We start from the raw sequence: 19,608 nt of genomic DNA on the forward strand, positions 1-19,608 counted from the left end.
CTTAGTTATTATTTAGTAATCCAATGTTTAATTTTGTCACAAATATTTTCAAAAATTCCCTTATGCGGCTCACTCTCACCACCAAAACTCTCATGCAATTGCTTCAAAAGCTCTTGTTGTCTTTCAGAAAGCTTTTTAGGATAAATCGTCTTAATCACCGCAACAAAAGCTCCTTTTCTGCCACTACGCACATTTCTCACCCCTTCATTTTTAAAAATAAATTGCTCCTGATCCTTAGTACCTTGAGGTAATTTTAACTCTACCTCACCTCTTAAAGTAGGAACTTTAATATTCACTCCTAATGCAATAGAAGTAAAAAATACAGGTACTTCTACAAAAATATTATCCCCATCTCTAATAAAATGATCATCTTCTTCTACTGCAAGCTGAACATACAAAGTCCCTCTCTTTTTATCTTTCCCTACTAAGTTTCCCCGACCAGACACGCGCAAAATATTGCCATTATCCACACCCTCTGGGATATCAATCTCAAAATCATCTTGTAAAATCTCAAATCCCTGCCCTTTACAAGACTTGCAAGATTCTGTGCTACTTTGCCCGCTACCACGACAATGTGGACAAGTTTGTCCAATAGCCATAAATCCTTGCTGAACAAATATTTGCCCTCTTCCCTTACAATGCACACACTCTTGTAATTTTCCATCTTTTGCACCTGTTGCATTGCAATCCTTGCAATAACTTTTATATTCTACACTTACCTTTTTCTTGCAACCAAAAACTGCTTCTTTAAAATTTAAATTCAACATAAATTCCAAATCTTCACTAAAAGTCGCTGTCTGTTTTCTAGTTCTTTGAGAAAATCCCCCTCCAAAAGCACTGCCAAAAATCGAACCCAAATCCCCAAACAAATCGCTAAAATCAGCACCGCTAAAGCCGCTATATCCCCCGTTTTGCAATCCTTCCTTGCCATATTTTTTATAAATTTCTCTCTTATTATCATCACTTAAAACTTCATAAGCCTCATTAACTTTTTTAAACATTTCTTCGGCTTCTTTATCATTAGGATTTCTATCAGGATGATATTTTAAAGCCATTTTTCTATAAGCTTTTTTAATCACTTCTTTATCATCTGTTACACTAATTTCCAAAATATCATAATATTCCAAAACCATTCCTCACAGTATTTATTTTTTTAAAAAATGGTAGAATTATAGCAAATATAGTTTATAAAACATTGAGTTAGAAAGCATGAAAACATATAAGAATAATTTACACCATTTTAAATCCCTCCTTGAAGCACTAGAACAAATGCCTACTATTGGCAAAAAAAGTGCGCTAAAAATGGCCTATGCCCTCAGTGTAGAAAATAAATTTTTGGGTCTTAAAATTGCTCATTGTATAGAAAATGCTATTAATAATGTCAAAGAATGTGAAATCTGTAACGCTCTAAGTGAAAATGAAATTTGTGAAATCTGCATTGATTCCACACGCGACACTTCTCAGCTTTGCATGGTATTGCATTCTAAAGATATTTTTACCATTGAAGAGACTGGTGATTACAGGGGAATTTATTTTGTAATCAAGAATCTAGAAGAAATTAATTTCGTACAACTCAAACAAAATCTCAAAGAAAAAAATACGCAAGAAATTATTTTTGCCTTCACTCCCACATTAGCAAATGACGCAATTATGATCTATATAGAAGATAAACTAAAAGACCTCAACCTTACATTTTCCAAAATTGCGCAAGGTGTGCCAACAGGAATTGGTCTGGATCATGTTGATCAACTCTCCTTATCTCGTGCCCTCACTTCTAGAATTAAAATCTAAAACCCAAAACCATCTAAATATCATTACTTTTTTATCAAAACAAGATGATTTATTTAATTTTATAGTATAATTACCCCGCATTGTTTAATTAAACAAAATCAAAACATAAAGGAAGAAAAATGAAAAAATTTATTCTTTTTGCATTAGCTGGTTTTATGAGTCTTGTGTTTGCAGAAGCTCCTGCTGTTTTCACAAAATGTAAAATGTGTCACGGACCAACAGGACAAAAAATGGCTCCTGGTGCAAAGCATATCATTGCTGGTCAATCAAAAGAGAAATTATTAGCAGATCTTAAAGGTTATAAAGCAGGTACTGCTGATAATGGTGGTAATAAAAATATTATGTATGCTCAAATGAAAAATATTTCTGACGAAGATATTGAAGCATTAGCAGAGTATATTTCTAGCCTACCTGCAAAATAATTTTAATGTGCCAACATCTTTGGCACACCTCTATAAAAAATGGCTGAACTCCTCATTAACAAGAAAAGATTTGAAAACAATCTTGATATCATTGCAACACATTTAAAAGATAAAAATAAATTAGGTATTGTCCTAAAAGATAATGCTTATGGGCATGGGTTAGAAGAAATAGCTAGTCTTGCAAAAGAATATGGTATCAAAAGTGTTTTTGTAAAAAATATCCAAGAAGCTTGCAAAATCCAAAATCTTTTTGAACATATCACTCTATTATATGGAATCCCCAACACACCACTACCTGCAAATATCCACCCCACTATCCATTCTTTAGAGCAAATTGACTTATTACCGCAAAATTCAAAAGTGGAATTAAAGATCAATACAGGTATGAATCGCAATGGGATTATGCCAACACAGCTAAAAGATGCTATTACAAAAATTTTACACAACAAGCATGATTTAGTAGGGATTTTTATGCATAATGGCTATGGAGATGATTTAATGCAGGATTTTGATGATGCGCAAAATTTATTCCAACTTCTCAAAAAAGAAGTCTTATATCTTGCTCAAAATATAGGCTTTCAAAAACCGCGTTTCCATTCTCTAAATTCTTCTGCCGCACTAAGAAGCTTGGAAATTAATGATGATTTAGTGCGCATAGGTATTGCAGCATATGGATATTGCACTGCAAATTTCCCTCTAGAAGCTAGCAAAAATTTACAACCCATTGCTAGTCTTTGGGCGGATAAAATCTGTACACACCATCTTCCAAAAGGTGCTAAAATTGGGTATAGCGGTGCAAGTATCCTAGAAAAAGAAAGTGAAGTTAGCACCTATGATATAGGGTATGGAGATGGATTATTTCGTTTTGATGAAACAAAGATTCCTTATTATAGCGCCGATGGTTATTTAGTTTTGCAAAGAACCTCTATGGACTGCATTTCTGTACTTAGCACAAAAAATAGAATCTGTATTTTTGATGATGTAACAAAATTAGCAGAAATTTTTCACACCATTCCTCATGAGATTCTAACACGCCTATCTCCATTTATTAAAAAAACTATTATTTATGAATAAAATCTACGCCCTAAATCATTCACCTATTAATTTTTATTTTTCACAAAATGCACGCGACTTTATTGTCAAAGAAATTCCACTTTATCCCTTTAGCCAAAGTGGTGAACATGTGATTTTACATATTCGCAAAAAAGGATTAAGCACGCAAGATATGCTAAAAATTCTTGCTTCACATTTGGGGTGTAAAAAAGAAGAATTTGGTTATGCAGGCCTAAAGGACAAAGCAGCTACCACCACACAATATATCTCTATTAATAAAAAATTTACTACCACACTTTCTAGTCATCTTGATAGCCTCAAAGAGCAAGGAATAAAAATTTTAGATCAAACCTACCATAACAATAAAATCAAAATCGGACATCTTAAAGGAAATTCTTTTTTTATCCGTCTCAAAAAAGTCAATCCCACTATGGCATTACAAATCAAAGAAGCTATCGAAAATATCAAAATTCATGGTTTGCCAAATTATTTTGGTTATCAAAGATTTGGAAGAGATGGAGATAATTATCTTGAAGGACAAAAGATTGTGCAAAGTCTTACAAAATATCGCAACAAAACTTTACAGAATTTTCTCATCTCAAGTTACCAAAGCTATCTTTTTAATCAATGGCTAAACTATAGAATGAAGCTCAATAAAATTTTTCAAAACTTCACTCCCCATGAGATTGCACAAGCACTCAAACAAGAAAATATTTCTCTAGATAAATCCAGTATTGTTTCCATTAAAAATCAACAGCAAATTTTTAAAATTTTTTGTGGAGATGTTTTAGAGCACTATCCCTTTGGAAAAACTTTCCATACCACACTACAAACCAATGATCTTGATAGATTCCTGCAAAGATCTCTCGCCCCCACAGGATTACTATATGGTAAAAAATCTTTTTTAAGTCTAGAAAATGCATTGACAATTGAACAACGCTTTTTGGATCCTGCTTTAGAAAAATATGCATTAGGCACAAGACGCTATGCGTGGATATGGCCAGAAGATATTAATTATCAATATAAAGAAAATAATGCATGGTTTGAAATAGGATTTTTTCTTCCAAAGGGAAGTTATGCTACAATTTTTATCGAAGAAATTGCACATCAAACCATCAAAGTTGATTAAGGAGATTTTATGCATTTTGAAAAAATTATCCGTAACAATCACCAAAAAAGTATCTTTGTAATCCTTACCTATATTGCGATTTTTCTTTTTATTGGTTTGCTTTTTGACATTATTAGAATTAATGCAACAAATTTTCTTAATGCACTCTACCTATTAGTAAGTTTTCGAATTTTCCCTACTATTACTTTTTGCATGTGTCTTGTTGCTTGTTTGATTATTTTTTATAGTATTAGCAGTTTTTCTCAAATTATGCTAAGCGGTAGTAATTACAAAGAAATTAACCCTAAAAACTCTCTAAATCCCCATGAAAAAAAAATCTATAATCTACTTTTGGACCTTATTAAAGTCTCTAATCTCTCATTTACCCCCAAGCTTTATATTATTGATGCACCTTACATGAATGCCTTTGCTAGTGGCTGGAATGAAAAAAATTCTCTTATTGCACTCACTACAGGAATTATTGACAAACTCAATGATAAAGAACTTCAAGCTGTAATTGCACATGAACTTAGTCATATCCGTCATGGTGATATTCGTCTAACCTTATGTGTAGGAATATTAAGTAATATTTTGTTACTTGTTGCAAATTATGCTGCTTTTTTTCTTTTTGGTAGCAATCGCAATCAAGGGGCAAATCTGGCGCGCACTATTCTCTTAATCCTTCAATTTATCCTACCTATTTTTAGCTTATTTCTACAAATGTATTTAAGCAGATCCAGAGAATATATGGCAGATAGTGGAGCGGCATATTTAATGCAAGATAATCAAGCAATGATTTCTGCTTTGCAAAAAATCTCTCAAGACTATGGACAAAACAATTACAACACCATTGATATCAATCCCACACGAAAAGCAGCTTATATTTTTAATAATGAAGCTTTTAGCACTCACCCTAGCATTCAAAATAGGATTCGGGTTTTGTTAGGAAAAAAATATGTTTAATTTTAATGAACTTTTACTAAAAATTGGCGAGGATCCCAATCGTGAAGGATTAAAAGATACTCCACAAAGAATCCAAAAACTCTATTTACATCTACTTGATGGGTATCAAAAAGATATTGATGCATCACTTGGTAGTGTATTTAATGAAGAATGTTTTGATGAAATGATTATTCTAAAAGATATAGAATTTTACTCAATGTGTGAGCATCATCTTTTACCATTTTTTGGAAGCATTACTATTGGCTACATTCCTGATAAAAAGCTTGCTGGCATCGGTGGTTTGGCAAGATTAGTAGATATTTTTTCACATCGCTTGCAAATCCAAGAACGCCTCAACAATCAAATTGCAGATGTTTTAATGGAAAAACTTAATCCTAAAGGGGTAATGGTAACTTGCAATGCTACACATCTTTGCATGCGCATGCAAGGCATACAAAAACAACACACGACAATACATACAAGTGCATTAAGAGGAATATTCAAAACAGATTCTAAAACCCGAGCAGAATTTATTGCACTCACAAAATCTTAATTTTTTAAAAACTCTGTCACTCAAAAAATCCATAAATTCAAAACTCTCTTAAAAATAAAACTATTCATACCCAAAAAAAGGATGAGTATCAAATAAAAAATGATCATAGATTTTAGATTTTTTCTTCATTTCTTCATTGATAATATTTTTTTCAAGTAAAGTTTTAGTAGGGGCATTTAAATCTACTCCTAAACCAATTTGATATCCCCTAACTTCTACACCCAAAGAATCTAAAATAGTAGGGAAAAAATCAAAATGACTAATTTTTCTAGGATACATTGGATTAAATGTATGAAAAAAATGCGGATTAATAAAAACATTATAAATTTCTCGTTTTTTATCTGATGGGAAAAAATTCTGCACCATTGAGAGATGATCACCAACAATAAAAATTGTCGTATCTTTATAAAAATCCTGTTTTTTCAACCAAGCAACAAACTCGCCCACAATTTTATCTGTACATACAATTGCATTTTTATAATTACTTTTAAAATTCTTTACACATTTATTGGGATCTACATACCCATCTTGCGCATGTGTATCAATTGTAAGAATATAAAGTGCAAAAGGAGTATTAGTGTTTTTGCCTAACTGCTCTAAAGCCTCTTTAGCATACATAAAAGTTAAATCATCTCTAATTCCCCAAAAGCCCTTATGATCTTTTGGTAAATTATTATTTTTCTTAAAATATGTATAATCCCTAATCTCCATATCTCCATGTGTCTTAATAAATGCACCAATACCGGAATATTTTTTCTTATGCGGAAGCATAAATACTTGTCTATATCCCTCAGCTTGCAAAATATCTCCAAGACAAATAGCTCCGCCCAAAAAACTATTCATTCTTTTTCCCAAATCATTTCCGCCAATTGGAATATTTAACGGGATTCCACAACTATAACCAACAATCCCTGCCATTGTCCATCCCACACCAAAAACTTGCCAAAAATCATTACCCCCCTCCCGCGATGTTAAAAGTCCATTAAAGCTATAATTATTCTTGGCAATTGCATCTAACTCTGGAATGAGATTTTGCCCCTTAAAATTTGCATAACTCGCCTCCATAGATTCTGTAAAAATCACAATTAAATTTTTCTTATGTTCAGGAAAAATAATCTGGCTTTTTTGTGGCTGCTTATAATATTTTTCATAAAACTCCCCATAACTTTCGATATTTTTTGCTTCAAAATAAAGCGTATCAAAATGCCAAAATTTTTGTGCAAGAATAATCCCTATAACCATCAATCCTGCAAAAACTATTCTCTCAATCCATTTATGTGTATATTTCTTCACAAAAAAATATGCAAGACAAAAAACTATTATAGGCAAAACACAATCTTTTATAAAATCTAATATAATTATTATTGGGATTCCATGAAGTAGTGGGCTTTTTAAATGAAATAAAATCTGCTCATATGTTAATACACCAAAGTTTCCAACGCTCCATTTCCCCAAACTTACAATAAAAACAATACAGGCCACACAAAAAATTTTTAAATAAAACATAAAAAAATCCCTATAAATTTTGATTAAAAAGAATGGCAAAAGTTGTCTTTATAAGAATTGGGTGGGCTTTGCATGTATTGCATAGATATTATTACAAAGCCATTAAACACAATTTTTGTAATTAAAACCCTAAATTGCTTAATTTAAGAAAATTTTTACAAATCTAAAAATGGTGTAAAAATCAAAAATAATTTTTACACCATCAACCTAACTTTTGTTTTAGTAATTCATTCACTCTAGCAGGATTTGCACCCTTAGAATTTTTCATAACCTGACCTACAAAAAATCCAAATAATTTATCTTTACCACTTTTATATTCTTCAACTTTATCTTGATTAGAAGCCAAAACACTATCAATAATTTCTAAAATCACTCCATCATCATTTACCTGCGCCAAGCCCATGGAATCAATCAAAGAATCCACATCTCCGCCTTTTTGCTCAACCAAAACATCTAAAATATCTTTGGCACTCTTGCCACTAATTTTACCTTCATCAATTCTTCTTACTAATGTAGCTAAAACCTGATAGCTAATTCCACAATTTTGTAAGGTATTTTCCCCCTTAAGCCTTCCTAAAAGTTCAGTTGTAAGCCAAGTAACTGCACCTTTTGCACTAGCCCCCTCCTCAATCATTCCTTCAAAATAAAGTGCCATATCCAAATCCCCAGTCAAAACCCCCGCATCACTCTCTTTGATTCCAAGTACTTTTACATAACGCTCTCTTTTTTCATCAGGCATTTCAGGAATATCACGACCCTCCTGCATTAAACTTTCATCAATAAAAACAGGTAACAAATCAGGATCTGGAAAATAACGATAATCCGCTGCTTCTTCCTTACCTCTCATAGAACGCGTAACACCCTTAACAGTATCAAATAATCGCGTCTCCTGCACAACTTCAGAATCATATTTTCCACTCTCCCAAGCATCTCTTTGGCGTTCTACTTCATACTCAATTGCTTTTTGAATAAATTTAAAAGAATTGAGATTCTTAATCTCAACACGCGTATAAAATTTATCTTCACCCTTAGGTCGAATAGAAACATTTGCATCGCATCTAAAACTACCTTCCTGCATATTTGCATCACTAATACCCAAAAACCTTACAATAGAATGTAATTTTTTAAGATATGCAATTGCTTCATCACTACTACGCATATCTGGCTCACTAACAATTTCCAAAAGTGGTGTACAAGCACGATTTAAATCTACTTTAGAAAAATCATTTTCATGAATATTTTTCCCTGCATCTTCTTCCATATGCGCTCTTGTTACGCCAATAATTTTTTTCTTGCCATTTACTTCAATTTCAATATTACCCCTACCTACAATCGGAATTTCAAACTGACTAATTTGATAAGCCTTTGGCAAATCCGGATAAAAATAATTTTTTCTTGCAAAAATAGAATTTTGATTGATCTGTGCGTTAATTGCAGTGCCAAAAGAAATAGCCTTTTTTACTACCTCTTGATTTAAAACAGGTAATGCGCCAGGTAACCCCATACACACAGGACAAACATTTTTATTAGGTTCATCGCCAAAACTTGTTGCACAACCACAAAAAATTTTTGTCTTAGTGTTTAGCTGAACATGCACCTCTAACCCTATAATTGTTTCAAAAACACTCATTTTTTCTCCTCTAAAGTTACAATACTAAAGCTCAAATTATTTAATTCTGTATGTTTTTTAATATAAGCATTGATTTCTTCAAGACTAACTTCTTGAATTTGCTGCAATTGCGTCTTATTAAAATCTAAGGGCAATCCCAAAAGATAATTAAAAAATTTTGCTTCCAATCTTTGCGAAAGCGTTTCCTCTCTTAGTGGCTGACTACCCAGTAAAAACTGCTTAGCACTATCTAATTCCTCTTGCGTGATTCCATCTTGCACAAAACGTGCAACAATTTCTTTTACTAATGCAATAGCCTGTTCTTGATTTTCAAGCTTTGTTTGTAAATATCCAGAAGCATAGTTCATCATTTTTTCAATATTTATTCTTAAATATGCAGAATAGGCTAAACCTCTTTTTACACGAATTTCCTCCATAATCCTTGAACCAAAACCACTTGCCCCTAAAACAAAACTTAAAATTTTTGCTTTATAGCCTTCATCTTGTATATTTGTCAAATTAAAAGGTGCCCCAAAATAGATATAAGTTTGATCTGTTTGTTTATGCACTACTTTGGTTTGAGACTGCGCATTTGCATGATATTTCACAGAAGTATTGGGAATGCCTAGTGGCATTTTAGATAAAATATTTTCCAAAGATTTTAAAAATTCATCTTTTTGAATATCTCCACCAAATGTAATCACCAATCTTGAAAGTGTAAAATTTTTATTAATAAGTCCTTTGATATCTTCAAGGGTAATTTTATTTAAAGTAGCAGGAGTCATATTCTTAGCAAATGGAGTATTTTGAAAAAGCATTGCAGAAAGATTCTTACTTGCAATATAATCAAAATCATTTTCCTTAATCAAAAGACGATTGATTGCATTTTCTTTAATTTTTTTCAAAGTTTCATCACTATAATTTGGATCATAAAGCAAATCACCCAAAAGTTTTAAAGCATCTCCTTGTTTTTCTTTCAAAAATTGAACTTCTATATTTAAAGTCTCTGCCCCAGAAATCGCACTAATCTCAATTGCTCTCTTATCTAATTCTTCTGAAAACTTAATCACACCTAATGTTTTTGTCCCCTCATTTAACAAGCTAGCACTCAAAAGGCTTAAACCCGATAATTCACCATCATTAACACTCCCTCCTCCCAAAAAACTTAAACGCAAAAATCCCACAGGAATAAGAGATGAGTGTTCAAAAATTACAGGAATTTGTTGATTATTAATTTTTATATAACTTACTTCATTTGCTTGCATATTCACTCCTAAAAACAATACAAAAACTAAAAATATTTTCTTCATTTAATATCTTTCTAAAATTTCATAAGCAGTATTTCTTTTAGCTGGAAATTCTCCAGAATCTTTAATAAGACTTATCATTTCTTGTTGATTCATAGAATTTTTTGCACCTGCAGCCGCAACAACATTTTCTTCCATCATTGTGCTTCCCAAATCATTTGCCCCAAAAAATAATGCAAGTTGACCAACATGAGAACCTTGCGTAACCCAAGAACTTTGGATATTTTTAAAATTGTCTAAGTAGATTCTACTACAAGCTAACAATCGCAAATAACGATTAGAAGAAGCTTTTTGTAAATGTGGCATTTTGGCCTTTAAGGGAGTATTATTAGGCTGAAAACTCCATAAAATAAATGCTCTAAAACCACCTGTTTCATCTTGCAAATCTCTAATTCTTTGCCAATGCTCAACAATATCTTCATCATTATCCACACTTCCAAACATCATTGTAGCAGTCGTTTTTATATCTAATTTATGCGCTTGTCTATGCACCTCAATCCACTCATCAGAATCTAATTTTTTTGGAGCAATAATATCTCTTACTCTATCACTAAGTATCTCTGCACCTGCCCCAGGAATTGAAGAAAGTCCCTTTGCCTTTAAACGCAGTAAGACTTCTTGAATACTTAAGTTGGAAACTTTGGCAATATAGTTTATTTCGATAGCTGAAAATCCATGAATAGTGATCTGTGGATATTTTTTATGGATATGCTCTACCAATTCCTCATAATAATCAATTTTTAATTTAGGATGGACACCACCTTGAAAAAGAATCTGTGTCCCACCAATCTCTAAAAGTTCATCAATTTTCTTATCAATATCTGCAAAACTCAAAATATAGGCATCATCTTCATTAATTTTGCGCTTAAAGGCACAAAACTCACAATCTACCCAACAAATATTTGTGTAATTAATATTTCTATCCACAATAAAAGTGGTAATTTTTTCAGGATGCAATTCTTTTTTGATTGCATATGCTCTTTGGCCTAACTCTTTTAATGAGGCATTTCTCATCAAATCCAAGATCTCATCATTGCTTACTCTTGTCATATTCCTATCCTTAAAAACGCGTTCCCAATGTAAATTCAAAACTTGAAGTAAGGTCACCTGGTTGCCTATTAAATGTTTTAATCGGAAATACCAAAACAATAGGTCCCATCGGAGATACCCATTCTAATGCAACCCCAACTGCAGCCCGCCAAGTTGTCACACTCTCACCTTTTCCCAAAATACCAAAATTTTTAAAATTCGCCAAATCTCTATCACCATTAGGATACACTCGATAGCTTAATAAACCATAATCAAAATAAGCAGATATTCTCATCTTTGCCGCTTCTAGCAATCCATAAGAAAGTTCTACAGAGTTAGTAAAAAGTCCATCGCCCCCCACCCATAAGCCAAACTCATCTTTAGGAGAAATCGATCCACTTCTAAAACCACGAACGGTACTAACCCCACCAAGATAAAATGTGTTATTAATGGGTAAAAAACCTTCTTCACTATAACGGAAAAAATATCCCCCCTGCGCCTTGTAGCGTGCAATAAGATCAATCCCTGTTAGATTTTTAAGATGATAATATGCCGCAAATTTCGCATAAAGCTTTGTATTATAAACATGACCACCTATCCCATTAAACTGCGCATATCCTGAAGCGATAAATCCATTTTTTGGAAAATAATAATCATCTGTATTATCAAAACTAAGACTCGGAGTAATTGAACTTGTAATTGGTAAACTGTAATCTTTTTCCCAAAGTCCTCTTACAAAAAAAGGCCCTGCTATAGTATCCAAACTCCCTACAACTCTATTTTTTGAAGCATAATAACGCTCATAAAGCGGTGAGGTAAAATTAGATGTTTTTAAGATATTTAAATCATAGCCAATACTAGCTCTCAAAGTATTTGTCAATAATTTACCTATAGTAATACCAAAACCACCATTTTGCTGTACATAATTATAATTTACAGAATATGTAGCATAGAGATTAAATGAAGCACTATAGTAGCTATCAAAAAGTCTAGGATTTGTAAGAGAAATATTCCCAGAAAAAGACTTACCGGCATTCTTGATTCCATAATAACTTAAACCAGATCCTGTGGAAATATTTGCATAAACACTTCCACTTTGCCCTGTACCAAAAAGATTTCTCTCACTAACTGTTCCATTGATCATCAAGCCCCCATAACTTCCATATCCCATACCAAATTGTAACTCACCTGTCCTACCTTCTGATACATTAACCACAAGATCCATAGAACCTTCATTGATTCTTTTTTGATCGATTTTAACACTCTCAAAAAAACCTAGTCTTCTTAATGCATTCTCCGAAGAAATAATCTTGGTTAAAGAATAAGTCTCTCCAGGTCCCAGTAAAATCTCCCTCCTAATGATGCGATCTGCGGTACGTGTATTCCCCGTAATAATCACATCTCCAATCTTGACTTTTTGTCCTACTTGAATATGATAAACAACCTTAACTTTTCCTTCTTCTTCATTTTTATCCAAATCAGGAGAAACGACTGCATAAGCATAACCATGATCTGCAATGGCTTGTTTTAACAATTGCGCATCTGCTCTTAAATCCTCAATATTAAAAATTTTTCCTATCTTCACACGAGAAATTTTTTTAAGCTTGGCAATAGATTCTACTTCGTTATCAATTTTAATATCAATATCAGAAACACTATATTGTTTTCCTTCATCAATTTTATAATAAAGCGATGCACTAGAATTTGAAAAATTAGTACTCAAAAATGGTGAAGATACTTTTGCATCTAAAAAACCATGTCGCATATAAACATCTTGGATACGCATACCATCAAATTCTAATTCTTGCAAACGTAATTTCCCATCATTTCTCCCCCACAAAAATCCCAAAAATTGTTTCTTTTTATTTGCAGACAAAGATTCTAAATCTCTAATAGGAAGCTTATTCCTTCCATCATAAAAGGCATGTGTAATATAAATTGTATCTCCACGATTTACATCAAAAGTAATTGCATAAACCCCTGCGCTAATTTCTGTTTTTATTAGCTGAATGGTCGTACCATAATACCCTTGTACTTCCAAAATAGTTTGTAAAATCTCTTTTGCTTGATCTAGTTTTTGATCATCAAAAACATCACCTTTTTTTATGCTAATCTGCTTATACAATCCTTCTCTTTCTTGTTCAGTGCCATATCCTTTAATTTCCACACTAGCAACACGAGGTTTTTCTACAAAATGAAATACCAAAATACCCTTGTCAAAAGTTGCGTAAATATCTTTAAAATAACCCTGGTTATAAAGTTCTAATACAGCTTGATTGACTTTTTCCTTACTGAGTACATCACCTTTTTGTATCCCTGTAACTTCTTGAGCCAAGAGATCTGACATATATACTAGACCATCGTATTGCACTTCCAAGATCTTATCATCTGCATAACAATAGCCCATCCATATCCCAATGGCTAATATTAAATATTTAATCTTCAATCAAAAAGCCCCTAAATCACACAAGAAAAAATAAATGGATATTATACATTATTATCCCTTTCTTTTTGTAAATACGACACTTTTCCACAAAAAAAATTAAAAAATATTTAATTTTTTGATTTAATTTTTTTATCATCATCTATGTTACAATCTACAATTCGTGAAAGGGAAAAAAGGGAAAATGCAAGCGGGTATTATTGGTCTTGGACTTATGGGAGGATCTCTAGGTATAGCACTTAAAGAAACAAGAATATTTAAAACAATCTTAGGATATGACAATAATTCATTACATATGCAACAAGCACTATCCCTTGGACTTATTGATGAGTGCGTAAAATTTGAAGAGATTGCGCAATGTGATGCAATATTTTTAGCTATTCCGCTAGACTGCGTGATTGACACACTCAAATTACTACCACAAATTGCCAAGCACACCACAATTATTGATCTTAGTAGCGCGAAAGCAAATATCACGCGTGCAATTCCAGATAATATCAAAAAAAACTATATTGGCGCCCATCCTATGAGTGGAACAGAACAAAATGGACCAAAGGCTGCTATAAAAGATTTGTTCAAGAACAAAATTGTAATTTTAACTGATATTGAGGAAAGCGGGGAGTTTCAAGTTGCATTCTGCAAGGAAATTTTCATTACTATTGGTATGCAAATTGTCAAGATGTCCAGCAAAGATCATGATAAACATATCGCACTTATCTCACATCTACCCCATGTTATTAGCTATGCACTTGCCAATACCGTCTTAACACAAGAAAAAAAAGAGATAATTTTAACACTTATAGGTGGGGGATTTAAAGACATGAGTAGGATTTCAAAAAGCTCTCCAATTATGTGGAGGGATATTATTAAACACAATAGGAAAAATGTATTAGAATCTTTAGAGTTATTTTTATATCAAATCCATCAAGCAAAAAACATGATAGAAAACAAAGATTATGCAAATCTACAAGAGTGGATGAAGAAAGCAAACGAGTTGCAAAAATTTATGTAGTTTATATTTATTTTACCTTATAAAATATTAGACCCAAAAAAGGGTCTAAATGATTACATCATTAGCATCCCCGCAAAATTATTTGATACACCCAAAATATCCAACATAGCAGAAATTTCACCACGATGATGTGTGTTATGATTTAAAAAAGTTAGCAAAAGTTGTGCGCGGTTTTTTGTAATAGAAAAACTCCCGATCTCTAGTTTTGTATCCTTGTCAAAATCACTCATATTTTCAATAATTTCAATCATCTTAGAATCCACTTTTTGTACTACCATTTTTAATGCTGCAAGATTATTTTTATATTCTGATTTTAAAACAAAATCTGCTTCCAAAAATGACATTATTTCTTGTATGCAGATATTTTTATCTGCAAGGCCTGAAAAATTTCTTGCAAAGAAAACAATAGAACTTGTCAAATAATGTTCAATTGTTCCTAAAATGCTTTTATAATATGTCCCCATATTATGTGTTAAAATTTTAGAATCTATTTGTTCCAGTAACGCAAAAAGATTACTATTTGCATATTGATTATATTTTGCTTGTAATAAAATTATATTTTTTTCCATCATAAAACTCCTTAGTTTTTAAAACTATATCTAGAATTTTAAAATCTCAAATAAATATACTTAATATATAAATGATATACCTAAATTAAATGTCAAACTCTTTGAATTTTCAGCTTTTATCCATAGGGGAAAATAATAGCGTAATCCAAAATTCATTCCCCAAATATCCTAAAAAAATACTAAAGTCCCACATCTACATAAGAAACAAAGTCAAGGTGCTCAATTCCTATAAGCCCACCGCCTCCAATATGCAGCAAACTTCAATTGCTGCTATTCTAAAAGCTTCATTTGCAAAATCTTTACCTCGTGTTTTTTTAACGTTTTCATAAGTTACAGGTTCTTCTTTTTGTTTTTGAGATTTTAATAACTCCAAGGCTTTATCTATATCTGCTTGAGGAAAACCTGCCTCTTGAAATTGTTTTACAGCTATATGTAAATCATCACCAGCATCTGAAAATATTTCGCTTATTCTTTTAGGGCTAACATCTTTACCAGCCTCAACGAACTCTTCATATTGTGTTTTTTGTTTAACAGGCTCTTGAGGTTGAGGCGTAGGTGTAATATTTTGTTGTTGTGGCTGTTGTTTAGGTATTTTTCGTTCTAATGAAACACCCTCCCACACTCTAAAATCTGTTGGAAATCCTTTTTCTCCTGTGGAATAATTAGCTTTGTCGAAATCTTCTTGAGACGCTAAGCTATTATCGTAAGGTTTCTCTGGCTGAAGTTCCCAACTTTTTGTATATTGCCTTGCATTCTTCCCTAAATTATAAGATTGCTTCTCTTCCTTAACATCTTTAATCTGTGTAATAATCATATCCTTATCCCACACCACCTCACCTGTTTCAATACTAGTAACAGAAATTAAAAAACATATTCTTTTTTAATTTTTCCATTAGAGATCTTGGTATTTTTTTGTGTAATTTTCCCACTTAAAGAAAGATTTGGTGCTATAAGTTTTCCTTCTTTATACAATCTGCTCTTGATTATATTCTTTTTCTTTTCTCAAATCTCTTACCCAATAAAGCATATCATCTCTTTTACCACCACTTCTTGCAATAGAATTAATAAAAATTACATCAGAATTTTTTCGTATTTCTCGCACTAAAGATCTGCCAAAAAATTCAATATCAATATCTTGATCACTTACATTTGTAATATCTGATAAACTAATTACATATTTTTTACCATCAAGTTAAGAGGTTTGCACAAAATCACGAGCAAGCTACTTAGGAATCTCCTTAAGTTGTGCATTTGTTAGCTTCTCTTCAATCTTAGATATTGCATCTCCGTATAAATGCTTTTTAGCACATCCTGTCATCGCCACCATTAACAATAAAACAAGTTACAAAAATTCTCATATTTTTTTACTCATTATGCAATGCTAAAGCTTTTTTCAAATCTTCCTGTGTATCAATACCTATACTTTTTGTCTCAACCACATCCATCATGATGGTTTTTTGATGAAAAATTGCACGCAATTGCTCAAGTTTTTCAATTTCTTCAAGCTGTGTTTTTTGCAAAATACAAAACTCTTCTAAACTCCAACCAAAAAAACCATATACCCCAAGATGCCCTAAGTAACCTGTAAAATCTATATTATCTCGATTATAAGGAATAATAGATCTTGAAAAATAAATTGCTTTTTTATCATTTGATAGCACCACTTTTACTAAGTTAGAATCTCTTGCTTCTTCTTTCGTGATTTTTTTTGCAAGACTTGCCATAAAATCAGATTTTTTAAGTGTCTCTTGTAATTTTACAATCACTTCTTTTTCCAAAAATGGTTCATCGCCCTGAATATTTAAAATGATTTCATCTTTTGATAATCCCAACTTTTTGTAAGCCTCTGCACAACGATCAGTACCAGATTGATGTTCTGTGGAAGTCATAATAACTTTTACTTTGTGTTTTTGACATACTTCAAACAAAATCATGTCATCACACGCCACCACAACATCATCAACTTTTGCAGCATTTTGTGCAGTTCTAACAATCAAAGGAACACCTGCTATATCAGCAAGCATTTTTTGAGGAAAACGCGTAGATTTCAAGCGTGCAGGTATAATAATCAATGCTTATCCTTTTTTTAATAATCTCATACAAATTAAAAATAAAAATATAGCAAAAATTATGAAAGAAAACATGGAAGGAATCTTTTGTCCCAATAAAATATGAATCCCTATAAGCAAAGCAGCTACATAAGAAAGTGAAGAAATTTTGAAAAAAAACGCCTTGTTAAAAATCGAAGAAAAACTTAAGAAAAAAATCAATAAAAAAGCAATAAAACCCAATAATAAATAAATTCTCTTAAAAACTTCACTAAAAAATTCATCCCAAAAAACTTCTACAAAAATATAGATTCCTAAATGCAAACTCGCATACATCAAAACATACAAACCTAAAATAAATAAAATTTTTTGTAAAAATATTTTTTGTTTAAAAAAATGTGAGAGCGCTCCAAACACCATCAATACAACAAGAAAAATCGCAGAAACATTACCAAAAAAATGCAATAAAGGTTTAAAAAACTCTCTACTTTTATCAATACTATAAAGTGCATAGAACAATGGCAATATTCCCGTAATAATAAATAAAACGAATATTTTTTTGCCCATTGTTTGATTTTTGCCTTATTTTTTGTAGAATTTTACTCTATTTTTTAACTTCTTTGCAAAGGAAACTTTATGTATAAAATTTTTGTAATATTTGTGTTTATTTTTGGCTCCTTACTACAAGCAAATACCACTAAACTAGAAGAGAATCTCAAAAAACTTATCCAAGACAAAACACAACAAAAAATCACAATTGACGATATTAAAGATCTCAAATCAGATAGTAATTTAAAAATCGTTATTCTAAAAGATAGTATTTCAAAAAACCAAATTCCAGTGATCACAAATAAAGATGGAAACATGCTTTTTGTCCTCACTAATGTCTTTTTTGCAAAAGATGACAATGACACAAAACTTGTTGCAGAAGTTTTGCAAAAAATCCAGATGGATAATGATAAACAAATTAATTCTGCTTCGCTCAACAAACTTTTTGAATCTATTCCTGAAGACTATGTCATCAAATTACAATCTAGCAAAAAAGATAATAAAAAAATTACCTATATTGTGTCTGATCCTATGTGTCCTCACTGCCAAGATGAATTACGCCATATTGAAGATCGCTTAAAAGATAGTAATGTCTATATGGTTTTAGTAGCCTATATGGGGCAAGAATCCATTAAAAAAGCTGCAACAATACTTGAGAGAATCCAAAATGCAAAAGACACAAAGGCAAAAGTTGATATCATTCAACAAATTTATTCTACTACTTTCAAAGCTACAAAAGCCGATGAAAAAGAAGTTAAAAAAGTAGAAAACATTACAAAAAAAATTGCTGATTCTGCTTTAATTAAAGGCGTTCCCTTTATTTATGAGTACAAATAAAATATGAAAATTGGATGTTTCAATACTTTAAAAATTACAAGTTTTACAAGTTTTGGTGCTTATCTTAGTGATGAGGATCAAAACAAAGTCTTGTTGCCTAAAAAATTCCTACAAGGAAATTTCAAACTCAATGACATTGTAAAAGTTTTTGTCTATACAGATTCTGAAGATAGAATTGTAGCCACCACACAAATTCCTCTAGCACAACACAATGAAATTGCATTTTTACATATAAAAAATATTGATGATTTTGGGTGTTTTTTAGATATTGGATTAGACAAAGATATTTTCATGCCAACTAAAAACCCCAATAGATTTAAAATAGGTGATAAAGTTTGTGTCTTTATTACACTTGATAAACAAAATCGCATGATCGCAAAACTAGGAATCAAAGACCATTTAAAACCCTTCAAAAATCATAAAAAACGCTATATGAAACTCCCTGCTATTGCTTTTGAAAAAACCCCTCTAGGTATAGGATGTATTGTTGATAAAAATTATTATGGAATCCTTTATCACAATGAACTCAAAGCTCCAGTCAATTTTTTAGAATCTATCCATGTTTATATTCAAAAAATTCGCAAAGATGGCAAATTGGACTTAAAACTTGATTATCAAGAACAAAAAAATGCCCTCAAAATTGCACTACAACACCAAAAAATCCTAGATTTTAACTATGATACACCAACTGAAATTATCCAACAACATTTTAAAATGAGTAAAAAACTATTTAAAAAAACACTAACAGAACTCATTGAACAAAAATATGCCAAATTAGAAAATAATAAAATTTACAAACTGGATAATAGGAATTAATCCTATTTAGCTAT

20 protein-coding genes and 1 pseudogene are annotated in these 19,608 nt (G+C 31.6%); 9 read left to right on the forward strand and 12 right to left on the reverse strand.

Going from position 1 to position 19,608, the window contains the following annotated elements:
* Positions 1–8: 8 nt before the first annotated feature.
* Complete coding sequence (dnaJ, locus tag LW133_RS06010) at positions 9–1,133, reverse strand: molecular chaperone DnaJ (protein ID WP_233077511.1); 1,125 nt, start codon at positions 1,131–1,133, stop codon at positions 9–11.
* Positions 1,134–1,209: 76 nt separating this feature from the next.
* Here dnaJ and recR point away from each other — a divergent pair, with 76 nt between their 5' ends.
* From recR to folE, 6 genes are all read left to right on the forward strand, one after another.
* Entirely contained in the window at positions 1,210–1,791 is a 582-nt protein-coding gene (gene recR / locus LW133_RS06015; protein ID WP_233077512.1) for a recombination mediator RecR, read from the forward strand.
* A 119-nt stretch (positions 1,792–1,910) separates the two neighbouring features.
* The gene (locus tag LW133_RS06020) at positions 1,911–2,213 is read left to right on the forward strand and encodes a c-type cytochrome (protein WP_233038129.1); all 303 of its coding nucleotides are present in this window, start codon (positions 1,911–1,913) and stop codon (positions 2,211–2,213) included.
* A gap of 39 nt (positions 2,214–2,252) precedes the next feature.
* Positions 2,253–3,287 (forward strand): alanine racemase, encoded by a 1,035-nt coding sequence (locus tag LW133_RS06025; RefSeq protein WP_233077513.1) that lies wholly within the window; start codon positions 2,253–2,255, stop codon positions 3,285–3,287.
* The gene (gene truD / locus LW133_RS06030; protein ID WP_233077514.1) at positions 3,280–4,395 is read left to right on the forward strand and encodes a tRNA pseudouridine(13) synthase TruD; all 1,116 of its coding nucleotides are present in this window, start codon (positions 3,280–3,282) and stop codon (positions 4,393–4,395) included. The genes LW133_RS06025 and truD overlap by 8 nt, the downstream gene beginning before the upstream one ends.
* A gap of 9 nt (positions 4,396–4,404) precedes the next feature.
* Entirely contained in the window at positions 4,405–5,337 is a 933-nt protein-coding gene (gene htpX, locus LW133_RS06035; RefSeq protein ID WP_233077515.1) for a zinc metalloprotease HtpX, read from the forward strand.
* Positions 5,330–5,869 carry a GTP cyclohydrolase I FolE gene (gene folE, locus LW133_RS06040; protein WP_233038125.1) on the forward strand — a complete coding sequence of 180 codons (540 nt, stop codon included), beginning with the start codon at positions 5,330–5,332 and terminating at the stop codon, positions 5,867–5,869. Before htpX ends, folE begins: the two co-directional genes overlap by 8 nt.
* 60 nt (positions 5,870–5,929) lie before the next feature.
* Here the strand turns inward: folE and LW133_RS06045 are convergent, their stop codons facing one another.
* From LW133_RS06045 to bamA, 5 genes are all read right to left on the reverse strand, one after another.
* The gene (locus LW133_RS06045; protein WP_233077516.1) at positions 5,930–7,375 is read right to left on the reverse strand and encodes a sulfatase-like hydrolase/transferase; all 1,446 of its coding nucleotides are present in this window, start codon (positions 7,373–7,375) and stop codon (positions 5,930–5,932) included.
* 202 nt (positions 7,376–7,577) lie between these two features.
* The gene (gene gatB / locus LW133_RS06050) at positions 7,578–9,005 is read right to left on the reverse strand and encodes an Asp-tRNA(Asn)/Glu-tRNA(Gln) amidotransferase subunit GatB (protein WP_233077517.1); all 1,428 of its coding nucleotides are present in this window, start codon (positions 9,003–9,005) and stop codon (positions 7,578–7,580) included.
* The gene (locus LW133_RS06055; protein WP_233077518.1) at positions 9,002–10,294 is read right to left on the reverse strand and encodes a M16 family metallopeptidase; all 1,293 of its coding nucleotides are present in this window, start codon (positions 10,292–10,294) and stop codon (positions 9,002–9,004) included. The genes gatB and LW133_RS06055 overlap by 4 nt, the downstream gene beginning before the upstream one ends.
* On the reverse strand, positions 10,295–11,341 hold the full coding sequence (locus LW133_RS06060; protein ID WP_233077624.1) for a dehypoxanthine futalosine cyclase: 1,047 nt from the start codon (positions 11,339–11,341) through the stop codon (positions 10,295–10,297).
* A 10-nt stretch (positions 11,342–11,351) separates the two neighbouring features.
* Positions 11,352–13,727: an outer membrane protein assembly factor BamA gene (gene bamA / locus LW133_RS06065; RefSeq protein ID WP_233077519.1), complete on the reverse strand. Its 2,376-nt coding sequence runs from the start codon at positions 13,725–13,727 to the stop codon at positions 11,352–11,354.
* A 220-nt stretch (positions 13,728–13,947) separates the two neighbouring features.
* Between bamA and LW133_RS06070 the strand changes: the two genes are divergently transcribed.
* Entirely contained in the window at positions 13,948–14,775 is an 828-nt protein-coding gene (locus tag LW133_RS06070) for a prephenate dehydrogenase (protein WP_233077520.1), read from the forward strand.
* Positions 14,776–14,828: 53 nt separating this feature from the next.
* On the opposite strand, the gene LW133_RS06075 is transcribed toward LW133_RS06070, so the two are convergent.
* From LW133_RS06075 to LW133_RS06095, 6 genes and pseudogenes are all read right to left on the reverse strand, one after another.
* A complete protein-coding gene (locus tag LW133_RS06075) occupies positions 14,829–15,344 on the reverse strand; it encodes a DinB family protein (protein WP_233077521.1) in 516 nt (171 codons plus the stop codon).
* A gap of 226 nt (positions 15,345–15,570) precedes the next feature.
* Complete coding sequence (locus tag LW133_RS06080; RefSeq protein ID WP_233077522.1) at positions 15,571–16,173, reverse strand: hypothetical protein; 603 nt, start codon at positions 16,171–16,173, stop codon at positions 15,571–15,573.
* Positions 16,174–16,205: 32 nt separating this feature from the next.
* Entirely contained in the window at positions 16,206–16,316 is a 111-nt protein-coding gene (locus tag LW133_RS07440; RefSeq protein ID WP_408610465.1) for a hypothetical protein, read from the reverse strand.
* A pseudogene (locus LW133_RS06085) lies at positions 16,309–16,521 on the reverse strand (hypothetical protein); the annotation flags it as partial. The gene LW133_RS07440 and the pseudogene LW133_RS06085, both read right to left, overlap by 8 nt.
* 187 nt (positions 16,522–16,708) lie before the next feature.
* Positions 16,709–17,416, reverse strand: coding sequence for a 3-deoxy-manno-octulosonate cytidylyltransferase (gene kdsB / locus LW133_RS06090; RefSeq protein ID WP_233077523.1), 708 nt, complete (start codon positions 17,414–17,416; stop codon positions 16,709–16,711).
* A 3-nt stretch (positions 17,417–17,419) separates the two neighbouring features.
* A complete protein-coding gene (locus tag LW133_RS06095) occupies positions 17,420–17,959 on the reverse strand; it encodes a hypothetical protein (protein WP_233077524.1) in 540 nt (179 codons plus the stop codon).
* 69 nt (positions 17,960–18,028) lie between these two features.
* On the opposite strand from LW133_RS06095, the gene LW133_RS06100 reads away from it, so the two are divergent.
* Both LW133_RS06100 and LW133_RS06105 read left to right on the forward strand, forming a co-directional pair.
* A complete protein-coding gene (locus tag LW133_RS06100; protein WP_233077525.1) occupies positions 18,029–18,778 on the forward strand; it encodes a disulfide isomerase in 750 nt (249 codons plus the stop codon).
* A 3-nt stretch (positions 18,779–18,781) separates the two neighbouring features.
* On the forward strand, positions 18,782–19,594 hold the full coding sequence (locus LW133_RS06105) for a S1-like domain-containing RNA-binding protein (RefSeq protein WP_233077526.1): 813 nt from the start codon (positions 18,782–18,784) through the stop codon (positions 19,592–19,594).
* The last annotated feature ends 14 nt before the right edge of the window (positions 19,595–19,608 follow it).

This window comes from Helicobacter anatolicus, from assembly GCF_021300615.1.
Classification (GTDB): domain Bacteria; phylum Campylobacterota; class Campylobacteria; order Campylobacterales; family Helicobacteraceae; genus Helicobacter_H; species Helicobacter_H anatolicus.